14 protein-coding genes and 1 tRNA gene are annotated in these 16886 nt (G+C 36.5%); 4 read left to right on the forward strand and 11 right to left on the reverse strand.

The annotated features are described in order from the left end of the window. The first annotated feature begins 656 nt into the window (after positions 1-656). Entirely contained in the window at positions 657-1265 is a 609-nt protein-coding gene (gene bacL2 / locus AB3I12_RS07295; RefSeq protein WP_063626555.1) for a BacL2 family protein, read from the forward strand. Between the two features lie 508 nt (positions 1266-1773). On the opposite strand, the gene AB3I12_RS07300 is transcribed toward bacL2, so the two are convergent. From AB3I12_RS07300 to AB3I12_RS07340, 9 genes are all read right to left on the reverse strand, one after another. After that, positions 1774-2253: a hypothetical protein gene (locus AB3I12_RS07300; RefSeq protein ID WP_063626554.1), complete on the reverse strand. Its 480-nt coding sequence runs from the start codon at positions 2251-2253 to the stop codon at positions 1774-1776. Positions 2254-2494: 241 nt separating this feature from the next. Next, positions 2495-3304, reverse strand: a complete 810-nt coding sequence (locus tag AB3I12_RS07305) for an MBL fold metallo-hydrolase (RefSeq protein WP_010720049.1) — start codon at positions 3302-3304, stop codon at positions 2495-2497. Between the two features lie 50 nt (positions 3305-3354). Then, on the reverse strand, positions 3355-4227 hold the full coding sequence (locus tag AB3I12_RS07310) for a two-component system regulatory protein YycI (RefSeq protein WP_010720050.1): 873 nt from the start codon (positions 4225-4227) through the stop codon (positions 3355-3357). Further along, positions 4228-5541, reverse strand: a complete 1314-nt coding sequence (locus tag AB3I12_RS07315; RefSeq protein WP_368015649.1) for a YycH family regulatory protein — start codon at positions 5539-5541, stop codon at positions 4228-4230. After that, complete coding sequence (gene walK / locus AB3I12_RS07320; protein ID WP_010738440.1) at positions 5538-7373, reverse strand: cell wall metabolism sensor histidine kinase WalK; 1836 nt, start codon at positions 7371-7373, stop codon at positions 5538-5540. Before walK ends, AB3I12_RS07315 begins: the two co-directional genes overlap by 4 nt. Before the next feature lie 3 nt (positions 7374-7376). Further along, a complete protein-coding gene (gene yycF, locus AB3I12_RS07325) occupies positions 7377-8081 on the reverse strand; it encodes a response regulator YycF (protein WP_010720053.1) in 705 nt (234 codons plus the stop codon). Positions 8082-8324: 243 nt separating this feature from the next. Next, entirely contained in the window at positions 8325-9014 is a 690-nt protein-coding gene (locus AB3I12_RS07330; protein WP_010720054.1) for a hypothetical protein, read from the reverse strand. Positions 9015-9595: 581 nt separating this feature from the next. Continuing rightward, the gene (locus AB3I12_RS07335; RefSeq protein WP_063626552.1) at positions 9596-10453 is read right to left on the reverse strand and encodes a DegV family protein; all 858 of its coding nucleotides are present in this window, start codon (positions 10451-10453) and stop codon (positions 9596-9598) included. Then, positions 10443-11009, reverse strand: coding sequence for a DUF1836 domain-containing protein (locus tag AB3I12_RS07340; protein ID WP_010720056.1), 567 nt, complete (start codon positions 11007-11009; stop codon positions 10443-10445). Before AB3I12_RS07340 ends, AB3I12_RS07335 begins: the two co-directional genes overlap by 11 nt. Before the next feature lie 314 nt (positions 11010-11323). Here AB3I12_RS07340 and AB3I12_RS07345 point away from each other — a divergent pair, with 314 nt between their 5' ends. From AB3I12_RS07345 to AB3I12_RS07355, 3 genes are all read left to right on the forward strand, one after another. Continuing rightward, the gene (locus AB3I12_RS07345; protein WP_063626550.1) at positions 11324-12268 is read left to right on the forward strand and encodes a tocopherol cyclase family protein; all 945 of its coding nucleotides are present in this window, start codon (positions 11324-11326) and stop codon (positions 12266-12268) included. 248 nt (positions 12269-12516) lie between these two features. After that, positions 12517-12589, forward strand: a tRNA-Lys gene (locus AB3I12_RS07350). Between the two features lie 418 nt (positions 12590-13007). Further along, positions 13008-13607 carry an SOS response-associated peptidase gene (locus AB3I12_RS07355; protein WP_063626548.1) on the forward strand — a complete coding sequence of 200 codons (600 nt, stop codon included), beginning with the start codon at positions 13008-13010 and terminating at the stop codon, positions 13605-13607. A 268-nt stretch (positions 13608-13875) separates the two neighbouring features. On the opposite strand, the gene AB3I12_RS07360 is transcribed toward AB3I12_RS07355, so the two are convergent. Both AB3I12_RS07360 and AB3I12_RS07365 read right to left on the reverse strand, forming a co-directional pair. Beyond that, positions 13876-15603: an ABC transporter permease/substrate binding protein gene (locus AB3I12_RS07360; protein WP_063626546.1), complete on the reverse strand. Its 1728-nt coding sequence runs from the start codon at positions 15601-15603 to the stop codon at positions 13876-13878. Beyond that, positions 15596-16789 (reverse strand): glycine betaine/L-proline ABC transporter ATP-binding protein, encoded by a 1194-nt coding sequence (locus tag AB3I12_RS07365; protein WP_010720061.1) that lies wholly within the window; start codon positions 16787-16789, stop codon positions 15596-15598. The genes AB3I12_RS07360 and AB3I12_RS07365 overlap by 8 nt, the downstream gene beginning before the upstream one ends. Positions 16790-16886: the final 97 nt, after the last annotated feature.

Here is a 16886-nt window from a genome sequence, read left to right on the forward strand (position 1 = left end):
TATTTTAAATACGACAGAAAATAGCAGTCATTGCCATTTAGATTATTTTCAGATCTTATTAAAATCATGTTCATCTAGATCTAACTATAAACATTGAGTTAGATTGGTTCATGGAAATAATTTAAACACATCGTCTTATGAGCGCCCACAAGAGTTATCAACTTTGCACTAAACCAACTCGTTCCCCTTCTCTTCCAACTAAAGTGTCTTTGCTTTCGTTTTACAAAAATACGCAGTATGAGAGAAAAACAGCCTAACAAAAATGCGATTAAAAAACACTTTATTTATAAAAAGATAAATACAAAAGTGATTTTAAAACAATTAATATTGTTTTGTTTTTGTTATTAAATGAGGAACTTGCTAATTCATTACATACTTTAATTAATTTTATCAATCATTACTACTTACGAATGCACCATCTCTTAGAAAAATCATTTAAAAAAAGACATATCCTTTATATCAGACTGACTGCCGTCATTCACGATTTTATAAAGAATAAAACAAAAATAAAATTTTTTATTAAAAAACTGCTGTTTTTATTATATATCTATCAGACTATCATTTATTTAACTTTTACAAAAAAGTTATTTTATATGTCACAAAATAACATTTTTAGGAACGTATCTTTCAAAAAAATAAAGGTAGTGTGTTGCGAAATGAATATCTGGCAAATGATTGATGACTTATTGAAGAAATATTATCTGACAAATGATAAAGATATCTTAGATTTAATCATTTTAGATTTAGACCCTTATATAAAATCTTGTGCGCATCGTTTTGTATTTAAAGCACAATCTAACGGAGTATTTATTCCTTTTGAAGACTTCTACAGTAACCTTTGTTTAGCAATTTGGGAAGGCATTGAAGATTTCAAGAGTATCACAGGCTCCACGTTTAAAAATGTTACGTTGCGAAGGATTTATATTGCTGAAAAGAAGACTTGGAAACAATATAAAAAAACCGGAAGTAAGGTCTTCAATAAAGATGGGATTACTTATGACGTGACAAGATGGGAAAACATCGAATCGCTACATCATTCTAAAAATTGCACAGTTAAAAGTGCAGAACGTTCGATCGAGGAAAAACTTCTAATAGAAAATTTTAAAAAACAGGACTTTTTTAGAGGTACCTTCATCGAACTGCTTTATAACGGTTATTCTTGTAAAGAAATTTGTCTCCTTTTAGGAATCAGTAAGACTTACGATGCAAAAACCAGAAAAAAATGTCAACGAATCAAAGAATCATTCTGGAAATATATTGCCTAATCACTATGTTTTTCTTTCCCTATTCATCTACTTTGAAAAATAGCAAAGCATTTCAATGGTATGTCTATCGTCAATGAGGATCACATCTGATTATGTTTCCAACTTTGAGTGGTATCGTTATCCCGGATGGAGAGTACAAAAAGGTGAAACATTTGGAACGATTCAATAATTTTTCTAAAATAAACTTTTAGCTGGTTTCAACTTTTTGATTATGTAAAAGTAAGTGATACACCTATTAGGCGTAATAAAAATTTTCAATCTTTTCACTAATACAATAATAATGGGAAGCTAGTTTCACTTTGTATCTGTCTGTTTTGAGCAATGTTCCTCTTGCCTAGTCTTCTCTTTTATATTTTTCATTTACGGTCTAACTATACTTGATCTTTGAATAGCTGTTTCAGCATTTGTCAAAAAATGCCGAAGGGACTGGGACAAAACTTGTCTCAACCTCCTTCGGCTAATTTTTTCGGAAATGATCCTGTTAATCACAACTATTTTTCCTTATTTATTATTGACCATTCAGCACTTGTTTTAAACTAATTTGGATCAACTGAGTATCTGCTGGATTGTCCAATTCCAATTGGCTAGCTTTGGCGTTTGCGGCAGCAGACGGTGTTTGAACAGATTGTTTCACCTTAGGATCTGTTAACGAGTTGATATATTCAGATTGTTCTTGCCACGCCTGCTTGATTAAACGATAGTATTCATCTGTTTTCTCGCTTTCATTAGCAATCGTTTCAGTAGTAGTTGAAGAATCCTTTATTTCTTGCACATTTGAATCCTCTTCAGGATTATTTCCCGTCGATTCTACATTACTAATAGGTTGATTTTCTTTTTCCTTGGTAGTACTATTTTGTGCATTTTCTGTAGAAGTCTTGGTGATCTGCGTGGAAGTCTGATCCGTGCTGGAAGAGGTACGATCAACTCCTGAGTATGAACATCCCGCCAACAATAACAACCCTAAAATAATAAAATAACTATTTTTCATAAACACACCTCTATTAAACAAACATTTATATTTAATTAAATATAATAAAAAATCACTATCAATAACCAATGAACAATATATCTTATCTAAAATTTAAACTATTATAGCCTTATTGAAAGTACACCTCGTTGTTAATAAAACGTAACTGAATGAGACAAAAATCCTCTCTGCTTTAAATGAACAAAAAAAACACTCAAAACAAGTTGTTTGAGCGTTTTTTGGGTTATATAGTTGACTACGGCTAAATCGAAAATAACTCCGTTGCTTCTGAGGGATCGGTATCATAAATATCAAATTCATAACCGACACCTAGATCTTTTTCTTTTAGGACATTCTCCATCGTCAAGTGAGCTAGTTCTTTTAGATTGTTTTCTTTACTCAAGTGACCAAGGTAGATACGTTTGGTACGATCACCAATAACATCGGTCATGACTAAGGCGCCATCTTCATTGGATAAGTGCCCCCGATCACCTAAGATCCGTTGCTTTAAATTCCAAGGATAAGGGCCCATCCGCAACATCTCTAAATCATGGTTACTTTCCATCAAATAGCCATCTGCATTTTTGATGATTCCCCGCATATGATCACTGCAATAACCTGTATCAGTTAACATCACAAATGAACGGTTTTCTTTATGGAAACGATAAAATTGCGGAGCTGCAGCATCGTGAGAAACGCCAAAGCTTTCAATATCTAGATCCCCAAATGTTTGCACCTTCCCCATTTCAAACAAATGCTTTTGTTCAATAGGAACATTCCCAATTAATGGAGACATTGCTTCCCATGTTTTTTCATTGGCAAACACATCTAAATGATATTTCCTTGCAAGTACCCCTACCCCATGAATATGATCTCGATGTTCGTGAGTGACTAAAATCCCGTCTAATTGGTCAGGTGTCCGATCAATTTGAGCCAACAAAGAAGTAATTTTTTTCCCGCTGAGACCAGCATCTACCAAGAGCCTTTTTTTATCACTTTCGATATAAAGTGAATTTCCAGAGCTTCCACTGGCTAGGATACTGATTTTAAAAGCTGGTTTTTCTTCAGCCATTTGACTACTTCCCTTCTTACTTTGTAAACTTTTTTCATTATACTACTTTTTTAATGATCTTCCACCTTTGGAATCGTATTATTTGTTACAATCGTATTACTAAATGCATTGACCGACTCTACTTGGATCGATTTATCAGGCGTTTCTATCGCCACATACCAGACTGGAACATACACATTCTTTTCTCGCACTTTCAAAATACAAGAGTAAGCAAGCTGCCTCCAAAGGATTTTTGAACCTCGAGAAATCTTATTATTTACATACAATGTTTTGATTGCATCTTCTTCTGTGTGTAATTCTGTTTTTTCCCGCAATTGTTCAATATCGGATAAATGTGTCTGCGTGTACTTCGTGACAGCATAACTTTTATCTTGTTTATTCAGTGAAAACACAATTTTAGCTGTGTCATCATAAAAAGGTAGACCATCATATTTCTGACTCGCTTGTACTTCCGGCGTTGCACTGTCTAGATCAGAAAAATTCTTCATATAAACATAATCGCTACCAAAGAGTACATTGTTTTTTTTGTTTAAAAAGCTATTCACTGAACTTCCCATTTTATCAGGATCAAAAATACTATTTTCTGATTCTGTCTCAGATAAAGTTTTTGTTAAAACATTGTCATTGAAAACAATCCCACTACTCAACAGTCCTTTTTTACTTGTCCCATGACGTTGACTGTCCAGTTCCTTACTAAGATCCGTTTCCTCCGCACTTAAATAATACCCTTGTCTACTTTCTGAAGAGATTTTACCAGTATAAGAAATGTCATCACTAGAAAGTCGTTGTTGAATGGATTCGGTTTGTCCTGATCGGATCACATTATTTTCTTGGCTGATCGTTTCTTGATAACTTCTAAATAAAAAAACATTTAACCCTAAAAAAGCAACGAAAAAAATCCATTCAATTTTTTTGAAATCCATTTAATTCGCCTCCGTTTCAGGTAATCGTCCAAGCAAATCATTGACAGCGTACCATTGACCTTGGTATTTTACATACCACTCAGGTAATAAATCGACGACTCGATTCGTTTCCTTGATATTTTGCCACGTGTAGCCAACAATCAACGACTCGATTTTTTCTTTGTCTGCCCCTTTATCCAAAAGACTCTGGATGACTTTTTCTGTTTGTGGCAATTCAACTTCTTCATCAGATGGAATCGGTACTTGGATCGTATTCAAGCTGGTTTGGATCTTCACTTGTGAATCTACTTGATCCGCTCCAATTTCAATCTCAACTTTCCCTTTACTGTCTGAACCAAATACAGGAAATCCTTCTACAAATATTCGATAATCGATCTGATTGTTCTCTCGATCAAAATAACGCATATTTCCTAATGAATTGCCTAATTTACTAATATAAGGAAAACTTTGTGAGAAAATATTCGCTGTGACGTTGTCTTGTCCGATTTCTCCCCGAAAATCAACGATTTGTGTTTCTGAATGAATCCTCATCGTCTCATTTCCATCATAAAAAAGCAGTTCATTGCTCTCATTATTTGTTTTGACCTCATCTGGTTTTTGGAAAAAGGCATTTCTAAACAAAGTATATGGTTGTTGTGACAGGATATAACTATATTTTTTTAATTTGATTTTATCTTTCGTTTCATATTGTGTCTCAACAATCGAAGGCGTTTTTTCCATCTCTGTCCACGTACTATCGGTTGCCTTTAATTCTTTTTCCAACTCTTTCCAATCAACTGAAAGATTCGATTCGTAAATGGAATCCGTCTCAAAATCAAGGAATCGCACTTTGTTCTCATTTTTATCAAACTGGATACGCATAAAGTAAATAGAATCTGTCCGATTAGGAAGCGCTGAAAAATCCAAACTTAGATGAAAGGCTTCTTTATACTCACTAAGTAGCAGCGGCGCATTATAAGTAAGCTCAATGCCTTCTTGAATAGTTTTTAGCTTGTCAAATTTCTCTTTATCGCCATTGACGATTTCTGTTACTCTGCCAAATCGAGCGCCCTCGATGACTGTTTGGAGGCGAGAAACAAGATTTTCCCTATTTGTTTCCTTTATTTGTCCTGAATGCAACCAAGTCACATGTAATGGAAGAAAAACTTCAGATGCTTTTCGGTAGTTTTGTGAATCGATCATCTGTGAATTGGATTCGTCAAAATTAACCGAGGTTTTACCTGCTGGACTTAGCCAAATGGCATATGAGAGGTAGATACTTAAAGCAATCATTAGGAGTAATCCTATTCGAATAACTTTTTCAGAAATTTTCATTCCCACCATTCCTCCTCATATGGTTCATATGGCAACGAGATATAGAAGGTTGATCCTTTTCCTTCTTTACTCTCTGCCCAGATTGCGCCACGGTGGGCTTTGACTACTTCTCTAGAGATAGCCAATCCTAACCCCGTTCCACCTTGGGCTCTCGCACGCGCTTTATCCACGCGGTAAAATCGTTCAAATACCCGATTCAAATCTTTTTTAGGAATCCCAAGTCCTTGGTCAGTAATACTTAAAATCACATTATTGTGTGTTTCCAACAAACGACATGTGATCATTCCACCGTCTGGAGAATATTTGATCGCATTATTCATAATATTATCAATCACTTGGATTACTTTATCGGTATCAATCTCTACCCAAAGATCTCTTTGAGTAAATTCCCGTTTAATCGTATAGTTCTTTTCTTGGTTACCCACCATCATATCAAAGCGGTCAAGAACAAAATTGACTAATTCATTAAAATTGACGTACTCTAACTGTAATTGTGTATTTCCTGTATCCATTCGCGAAAGATTCAACAGGTCATTGATCATGCGGATCATTCGGTCTGTTTCATCTAACGTTACTTTTAGGAAATTAGGAGCAACTTCTTCATCTTTCCAAGCTCCCTCACTTAAAGCTTCAATATAACTACGCATACTTGTCAACGGTGTGCGAAGTTCATGAGACACGTTCGAGACAAATTCACGACGTTCTCTTTCTGTTTTTTCTTGTTCTGTTACATCATGCAATACGGCTACCAATCCACTAATAAAACCTGATTCTCTGCGGATCATGGAGAAATCTACTCGTAAAATCATTTGGTCGCTTTCCATTAATCCAGTTGAACGATCAAGTACCATTTCATTTGGGTCTTCTAGCAGTTTACGTAATGTATATTCTTCTTCAATATCTAACAAAGTCAAAATCGACTGACCGATTGCATCTTCATTTTTGACATCCAATAAAGAAACAGCCATATCGTTGATCGTAATGACTTTACCTCTTCGATCGGTCGCAATGACACCATCTGTCATATGTGACAGGACGCTATCTAACCGATTCCTTTCCGCTTCCATCGTGTCTTGAGCTTCTTCGATTCTTTCAGCCAGCTGGTTGAATGTATCCGCCAGTTGCCCTAATTCATCTTGTCCATGGACTTTAACTTTACGACTATAATCTCCCCGAGCAATCCTAATCGCCTGCTCTCGCATCTCGCCAATTGGCTGAGTGATCGACCGTGCGACTAAGACTGATACGACCATGGAGATCAGGGCTGCGATCAACGAAGCTGTGAAGAATATAATCGCAGTATTATTGATTTCAGAATATTTTTGCTCAATATTACTTTTGACGTAAAGAGCCCCGATAACGGCATCGCCGGTCGGGGACAGGATCGGTTGAATATTGATATTCACTCGCTTATCGTCACTATCTAATGCGACATACCTTTTTGTTGTGAAATCATTGATATCTACATAATCGTTTTTCTTACCGATTGAGCTTTGATCACTAACATCCGTTGTCCCACGTATAATCCCTTTTTCATCAATAACTCGAATCTCTAAAATGTCACTCGAGGCATTGTTTTCAATGAATCGTTTGATATTGGCATTGACTTCTTCAATGTCTGCGTTGTCTTTACGATTTAATTCGGGACTGATCGTGGTCGCTAAAGATTCAACTGTTTGATTCATATCTTTGATAAATGTATTGATTGTTGAACGCTCTAACCCTCGGATAAAGTAGGCACCAATAATCTCAATCGAAATCAGTAAGATCAAAATAAACGTGATCGCAATTTTGAAATTGACTGATCGAAAAAAGCGCACTTTTCCTTTCATCAATTACTCCTGTTCCTGGTTACGTAAATAGTAACCAACACCTCGCCGTGTCACTAAATAATTAGGATGACTTGGATTATCTTCAATTTTTTCGCGTAGACGTCTCACGGTTACATCTACAGTTCGCACATCACCAAAGTAATCATAGCCCCACACGGTTTGCAGCAAATGCTCTCGTGTCATCACTTGTCCGATGTGTTTTGCTAAGTAAAAAAGCAATTCAAATTCACGATGCGTTAATTCAATTGTTTCGCCTCGTTTCGTTACCATATAAGCATCCGGATGAATCGTCAGGTCACCAATCACGAGTTCAGAAGGGGCAATTTCTTCTACTTCTTTGGTAGCAGTTGCGCCACGACGAAGATTGGCTTTCACTCGAGCCACTAGTTCACGATTAGAAAAAGGCTTTGTCACGTAATCATCAGCACCTAATTCCAGCCCTAGTACCTTATCGATTTCAGAATCTTTTGCAGTCACCATAATGATCGGCATGTCGTAGGTTTTCCGTACTTCACGCGCGACTTCTAAGCCATCCATTTTTGGTAACATCAAATCTAGCAAGATCAAATCAGGTTCCACCTCAGTGACTTTTTCTAAGGCTTCTTCCCCGTCATATGCAGTATAAACATCATAGCCTTCCTTGGCTAAATTGAATTTGACGATATCCGAAATCGGCTTTTCGTCATCGACAACTAAAATCTTTTTCATTAAAGAGCCACCTCTTTTTTATTATTGTCATACTCTCCCATTATAACGTATTTTCCAAGATGTTTCATCTTTGTAAAAAAAGCCTTACAGAAAACATACACTTCTCACTTGAATCCTCATTTTGTTTATCCTTTATTTGTTTTTGGTGACAAAAAATAAACGAATCAAAAAATAGCATTTTTTTCGATTCGTTTTACTGATTGATAGGGCTATTTTATTTTTTATAGAAAACGACGGTATTCATCAGTTATCTACAACTTGTACCGCAATTAATTCTTTGACATCTTCAGGATTGCCAGTCGGGATCGAAACAATCGTTGCTTGATCAAGGATTTCTTGTTCCTGCTTTTTCACTGCTGCTTGATCTCTTGGATCACCTTGAAAATGACTCGGAACAGGATAACAAGTGATCGTACCGTTATGATTGCTTGAATAAACAACTAAACTTTGATAACCATATTCTCCTGAAAGAGTGACCGTTTCAGTTGGAAAAGTCAAACTCGTGCTATCATAAGGATTGACTGCTGCTCCAGCAGCTGAATGTGACACATGAAGTTTAAAATTCCCACTGGCTAAATCGGTTTTGTAATGTGTACCCATAACTGCTAACCAGACACGGGCATATTCAATTTGGTCGTTTGTATAGCCACTTAGCGGATCGGGAGTGACCATTGTTTCGGTGGTGCTGCTGATTGTCGTTGATGCGCTCGTTGTTTCATTTTGCGTAGTATTCGTATTTTTTGTGACAGACTGGGAGTTAGTCGTAGTAGATTGGGTTTGTGATGATGCTTGTTTGGCTGAACTTGAAGAGTTAGTCATTGTTTGAGTTTCACTGGATGAAGCAGCCTTTGATTCTTCTGCTTTATTTCCTTTTGTGCCACAACCAACAAGAAGAAAAGCTGAAATAACCATTACAAATCCTACTTTTTTCATTTATACCACCTCTTTTTATTAATAGTTCGTATTATAACATTTTACGCTGCCAAATACATCGCTACTTAAGCTATATAATATTTATCTTTTTTTGTTTAAGTTGTAAAATGTTGATTTTTATCTTTCCTATCGCTCAGAGTCATTCTTAGCTAAACGATCAAAAACGATCAAAAAGAGACTAAGGCAAAACTTGCCTCAGTCTCTTCTAGTATCTCTAAAAACGAATAAACGGTGAGACAAAAGCAGCATCTTCGGAAATAAGCCGAAATTTACCAAAAATTTGAGAAGCAATTTTCGGAAATTCCTTCTTATTTCTTGATGCTAAACACTTTTGTCTCAACCTCTTCTAGTATCTAGAAAAACAAATAAATGGTGAAACCAACATCTTCGAAAAATAAGCCGAAATTAACCACTAATTTGGGAAGCGCCAAGTAGGTAACAATTAACAGCAAACACTAGTATTTATACTTCTTTTCAATTTTCGAAAATCCCTTCTTATTTCTCGATGCTAAACACTTTTATTTCAACCTCTTCTTTGCTATTTTAAGCTGTTTGACTTTGTTGAATAGCTATTTTTCTGATTACTTTTCTAATACTTGAACCCCGACGCCTAACAAACCAGGACCTGTATGAACAACAAGTGCAGGGGATATTTGACCAAAATAGATTTGTTGCGCTTGTGGAAATTCTTCCTTCAATCTCGCCATCATCTCAGTTGCTTCTTCTTTAGCGTCTCCATGCGCAACGGCTAAGTTAAAGACTTTAGCTGTTCCAACTCGTTCTTTCACATAGGAAACAGTTCGATCTAGACTTTTTTTACGTCCTCTTGCTTTGCCCACTGTATAGTAAATGCCTTCATCATTACAAGAAATGATTGGATTTAATTTTAAAGCCGTTCCTAATATAGAAGCAACTAAACCAATTCTTCCCCCTTTTTGTAAATATTCAAGGGTTGCCACATTAAAGAATACTTTGGTCTGTTTGACTAATTCATGGAGCCTTTCAATCAATAATGACCATTCCATTCCTTCTTCTAACCATTTAGCTGCTTGGATTGCTGAAAAGCCTGCTCCGATCCCAATGTTCTTAGTATCTAGTACATACGCTTCCAATTCTTCTTGTTGTTGGGCAATCAACCGAACGATGTTATACGTACCACTTAATCCACTTGAGATTGTTACTGCTAAGATTTTTTCATAGCCGTCCTGTTTGATCTGTTCAAAAATTTTGGTAATTGTTTCGCCATCAGGTAAAGATGTTCCTGGAATCTCTTGAGGTAATCTTTGATAGATTTCCTCCGGAGTAATATCAACTTTATCAGTATATACTCGATCTTTATAAATAATCTTTAATGGAATCACATACATTTGATATTTTTCAATTAGCTCTTGTGGAACGTCTGTCCCAGAGTCTACTAAAATCGCCACTTTATTTTTCATTTTTTTTCTCCTCAATTAAATACTCAGTTTCTAGACTAATCGTTTTTTCTGCCAACAATTTCATCGCAAATGACAAGGTCGCCGATCGAACTGCGATATATTCTACGGGTATCTCTTGCTCCAATATCTGTGGATAGACTTCTCCTTGAGCCAATTGGCTAACCATTTTGATGGCTTTTTCTTGTTCGTGACAAAATAGATTGTAGGCTTCACGGATACCAACCGTTTTCCCTTGAAAGAGGATTCCTTCTTTAATTTCGGGAATTGTCAGGACTTGCTTCAATGATGTAATTGCAATTAAAAATGCAACATGCTCTTTGTTGTATCGTTTTTTGATGGGCGCTGGAACTAGCCCTAATTTCACATAATTATTTACCATTGAAGAGGTCAACAATGGATGTTTCTCACCTCGGATAACAGGAGAAAGATAGCGATCAACTAACGTTCTGACCTGATCCATATAAAGTTCTAAATCAGGAAGTTCATCCCACTGAGGTAAATGATAATTTTCCAGTTCTTTTCCCCATTCAATTAATTGTTGTCGCATTTTTTCCATTACTTGTTCTCCTTTGTTGTTTTCACAAACATCTTATTAGAGTTATTAAAAACATCCAATCTAGTTTTTTTAACTAGGTAATTCAATTATATTAAATTTCTCGAGAAAATAAAACAATTTTACTTGCGAATACCTAAAATAAAACAATCTTTCACTCCTTAAACAGATACCTTGGTTCTTTGTTTGCTATTTTTTCTTACTTTTCTGATTCCTTAAGACCTACGGATAGTAACTGGCTTACTTCTAAGCTTATTTGAAACCTTCAGTCCATTCGGCATGGTACACTGAATAAGAGTGAATGGAGGGAAATAAAGATGATTCCAACAGATAAATTTTTTCAAGGAGAAAACAAAACCCACCCTTTTTTTGAAGGATGGTATTTTAAACATCAAATCGGAAATAACGTTTATGCTTTCATTCCTGGCTATTCGATTGCGGAAAATGGCGAAAAGTCTCCCTTTATACAAGTAATCAGTCATGAACATTCCAAGATTTTTTATTTTGATAGTGCGCAACTCTTTATCGAAAAAGAACATTTATTCATAAAAATTGGTGAAAATATCTTTAGTGAAAAGGGTATTTCTCTTTCGTTAACCAATGACAATCTGTCGATTCATGGAACGATTGATTATGGCGATTTTACACCTATCCATCGGACCTACTATGCTCCTAGTATCATGGGCCCTTTTTCTTATTTCGCTTTTATGGAATGTTACCATGGGATATTAAGCATGAAACATTCACTACAGGGAGAATTAGTCTGGAATGATCAACCCATTGATTTTGATCAGGGGATTGGTTATGTAGAAAAAGATTGGGGTTCTTCTTTTCCTGCAACTTATGTATGGGCCCAGTGTAATCAATTTGAGACGTCCGATGCACGTTTTTTCTTTTCTGCAGCAGAAATTCCATTTCTTGGTGGACGTTTTTTGGGAATCATCGCAGTGTTGCAGATCCAGAGCGAAGAATATCGCTTTGCTACTTACTACGGAGCTAAAATTTTATCGATCGTCCAAGAAAAAGACTATTTAGTTATCACGATCAAACAACAACAGCTTAAATTAACACTGGCAGTCCTGCAAAAAGACGGACATCCATTAATGGCTCCTCACAAAGGATTGATGAATCGAGTGATTCGTGAAAAAGCCAGTACAGAAATCTATGTAACGTTACAAAAAAATAATGAAACGCTTTTGGAACAAAAAGGGATCGCAGCAGGATTTGAGGAAGTGGATCATTTGCATGGTTTTACCTACTAAAATAGGAGACCCGCCATTAAAAATGGCGGGAAGGAGTAAAAATGAAAAAGTGTTAGGGTTAGTTCTTTTGCAAGAACTTTTGTTGGTTGGTATGGTTATATCATACTGAGCATTTGTGAATAAACTATGAATGAATTTCTATAAAGACGTAAAGTTTTTTATGATTTTTTTTAAGCTAGTCTTGCATTTTAAAATCCACAGTGCTACTATTATTAAGTAATATTCAGTAAATATTTCATAAATTTATTGGGCCGTTAGCTCAGTTGGTAGAGCAGCTGACTCTTAATCAGCGGGTCGCGGGTTCGAGCCCCTCACGGCCCATTGGGTGCCAAACCCACGTCATCAGTACATTCTTGGCTACTTCGGTAGTTTCGAAAAGAGTGTACGTGATGACATTTTTTGTTTTTCGGATATATTCTTTTGATTGATCACTTAGTATTGTCCGGGGGAAAACTGCGAATGAATGAACTCCGCCAAACCTTCAATTCATTAAACCACATTGCTTCCTCTAACAGATCTCTTTATCGCAACCAAATGATAGCGTTTACTTTATTAATAAAGCATTTATCGTTACAATCTAATTAAAGTTTCAATGAAACAAAGTAAGTCTAGCCCTTTTGACGTATTACCAGAGAAATTCGTACACCTTGGGATCCTATTTAGTTGATGAGACAGCCTTTTGCCAACCATTAACTAACTATCGGATCGTTTTATCAACTAGTGATTGGAGGAAAAAATTATGTGTGGACGTTATTTTTTTGATTTAGCAACCGATGAGCTGAAAAAATATTATGAACAAGTAAAGCCACAGGCAGAAAGTCGGCAAATCCCCATCGGAAAAAATGAAATTTTTCCATCGAACCATGTAGTAACGTTAGGTCTTAATCAAGAATCCGCTGTTGTGCCAGGTATCACTCGTTGGGGCTTTACCGGTTTTAAAAAAGGACAGCTAATGATCAATGCTCGAGCAGAAACAGTCGAAGAAAAAAAGACATTCTCTCACCCTTTCAAAGAGACTCGTTGTGTTTTCCCAATGTCGAGTTTTTATGAATGGGATTCTGATAAACACAAAGTAATGTTCACTGACAGTCAAACGTCCGTCCTTTATGTCGGTGGTTTTTATCGAATCCATAAAAATGAAACTGGATTTGAAACCGAATCAATCATTTTGACCACTCAACCAAGTCAATCAGTGCTTCCCGTTCATGATCGCATGCCCTTAATCCTAGCAAAAGAACAGATTAAAGACTGGCTTAATGATTTAGATTTTGCAAGGAGTCAGCTGACAGCGAAGATGCCTGAGTTAATTCGACGCAATGTAGACGAAAACCATATATAGCCAAAAACAAACATGTACTGAAAAATACAATGAGTAAAATGCTTCTCAGATACTTCGGTTTATTTTCAAGTGTTGAAGCATCATAACACTATTCAAATATTTACAAAAAATTGAACGAGCACCTCAATACTAGCTGTCTTGCACAAAAATTTCTAATACATTGGTACAAAAAATGAAGCGTTCCAAAAATAGTAAAGACTATTTTCAGAACGCTTCATTATGATTTACTAGAGTTTGATCGAACTTTTCGTGATCAGTTACCTAAACATTATTCTTTCCAGCTATCGACTGTTTTTTGATTTTCTTTGATCCAGTCTTGCGCTGCTTGTTGTGGATCTTTTCCGTTATTGATTTCTAACATGACTTTTTCCATATCTTTTTCTGACCAGTGGAAATTATCTAAGACCTTATATGCTTCTGGTTGGTCTTCTTTTAATCCTTTGCGGACGATCGTATGGATTTCCTCAGCACTTCCCATGGCTTTTTTAGGATCTTCAAGATACTTCAAGTCATATTTAGCAAACATCCAATGTGGGGTCCAACCAGTAATAACGATTGGTTCTTTCTTTTTGATGGCTTGACCTAATGCCACTGTCATCGCACCTGAAGAAGAAGTTTCTACGGTCCAATCTTTTAAGTTGTCATATTGCTTGATTGTATTTTCAGCAGCATTGACGACTCCGGCACCAGGTTCAATACCGGTGATTTTCTTACCTGCTTGATTGGTTAATTCTTCAATCGAATTGACATCCATATAGCTTGGAACAGCTAAACCAACTTTAGCACCCGTTAAATTAGCACCTAGATCATTTATTTGGTCTTTGTACTGTGCATATTGAGAACCATGGGTTTTTGGTAACCACGCAGATACCATCCCATCTGATTCTCCCTTAGAAACAGATTCCCACATGATGGAATTATCTAATGGTGTGATCGACACATCATAGCCCATTCCTTTAAGTACTTCAGCAACTACATTCGTTGAAGCTACTTCAGTATCCCATTCTACATATGAAAGATTGATTTTTTTCGTTTCTTTGTTATTAGCTAAACTACCTAAGCCAATGGCACCTAAAATCACAACCACTACAGCTCCAATAATGATTCCTTGGCGTTTTTTACTTTTTTGTTTGTTCGCACCTGTCGCTTTTTTATTATTTGGTTGATTCAAATGTTGCGTAAAACGGTCAATGATGATCGCCAAGATAACTAAAGCTACCCCGTTAACAAATCCATTTCCGACTTGCGCACGTTGTAATGCTGACAAGACGCCACGACCTAATCCTGGCGCTCCGATCATTGAAGCAATCACGACCATTGAAAGTGACAACATGGTGGTTTGGTTGATCCCCGCCATGATCGTACTTTTAGCCAATGGTAATTCTAACTTGAACAGTTTTTGCCAACTGGTACTACCAAATGAATCAGATGCTTCCACCAATTCTTTTGGTACTTGGCGAATACCTAGATTTGTGAAACGAACAGTTGGTGGTAACGCAAAGATAACTGAGGCGAATACCCCTGGAACCATCCCAATCCCAAAGAATGCAACTGCTGGGATCAAGTAAACAAATCCTGGCATAGTTTGCATAAAGTCAAGGATCGGTTTGATGATACTTTGCGCTTTGCTGCTTTTTGCCATTAAGATTCCTAATGGTACACCAATAATGATGGAGATCATACTAGACAATAAGACAAGTGTCACAGTATTCATCAAATCAGACCATAACCCTTGATTGTAAATAAACCATAGACCGATCAACGTAAACAAGGTCAGTCCTGGACGTTTCTTAGAGATAAAGAATGCAACGACTGTTAATAAAAGGATGAACACTGGTGCTGGAATAACTAATAATAAATTAGTGATCCCAGACATCACTGCTTGCCCGATCGTTTGTAGAAAAGCAAATAATCCTGCAAACGTAGTCGTAAACCATTCTGTCAATTTTTCAACCCAATCTGCTACGGGTAATTGATAGTTTAATAAATTATTCATGTTCATTCACCTCACCTGATTCTGCTAATGCTTCAATCACACTTCCTCGAATGACAACCCCTTTAAGTTTACCGTTGTCAACGACTGCTAGTGGCGTAGGTGAATCATAAATAATATTGAAGATATCACTGACAATCATGTCTTTCCCAATGACAGTGACATTTTCATCTAAGAAATCAATCAACGGCCGTTTTTGGCGTCTGGCTTCTAGCGCTTGATCAGCTGTAATGATTCCTTTTAAGTTTCGTTTTCTATCGACTGCCATCAACATACTTACTTCTTCGTTGCGCATTCGAGTCAATGCAACATTCGGACCATCTGATTCAATATTGGTAGTCAATGCTGGAACCATGATATTTTGAGCTGTTAAGACTTTGGAGCGGTCCACTTCCTCCACAAATTCTCGAACATAATCGTTAGCAGGATTTGTTAAGATTTCTTCTCCTGTGCCGATTTGCATGATTTCACCATCTTTCATCAATGCAATACGGTCACCGATTCGCAACGCTTCGTTTAGATCATGGGTGATGAAAATGATTGTTTTTTGGACATTTGATTGTAATTCGAGTAGTTCATCCTGCATTTCACGGCGAATCAACGGATCAAGAGCAGAAAAAGCTTCATCCATCAATAAAATCTCTGGATCGTTGGCTAATGCTCGAGCTAGCCCTACACGTTGTTGCATCCCACCAGATAATTGATTTGGATATTGATCTTTAAATGAAAGCAAACTTGAGTTTTCAAGTGCTTGTTCTGCTTTTTGTTGGCGTTCTTCTTTCGGAACTCCTCGAACTTCTAAACCATATTCCGTATTTTCTAAGATCGTACGATGTGGAAATAACCCAAAGTTTTGGAAAACCATATTGATCTTGTGACGACGAACTTCACGAAGTTCTTCTTTACTCAATTTTGAGATGTCTTCTCCATCGATATAGATGTTTCCTGCTGTTGGTTCGATCAAACGATTCAATAATCGAATCAAGGTTGATTTCCCACTACCGGAAAGACCCATGATAACGAATATTTCGCCTTCTTGAACATCAAAGCTAGCATCGTACACACCGACCGTTGCGCCGGTTTTTTTCAATATATCTGTCTTCGGTTGATGATTCTTCATCATTTCTAAAGCTACTTGTGTCTTTTTACCAAATATTTTTGTTAAATTTTTTACTTCTACCTTTACCAAACAAATTTCTCCTTTTTTATGTTTATGTAAATTCATTTTACTTTCTGAAAAAAGTGACCACACTATACTAACATCGTGTAGTCACTTTGTCAAAAAG

The organism is Enterococcus sp. C65 (genome assembly GCF_040887165.1).
GTDB classification, from domain to species: Bacteria; Bacillota; Bacilli; order Lactobacillales; family Enterococcaceae; genus Enterococcus_B; species Enterococcus_B hirae.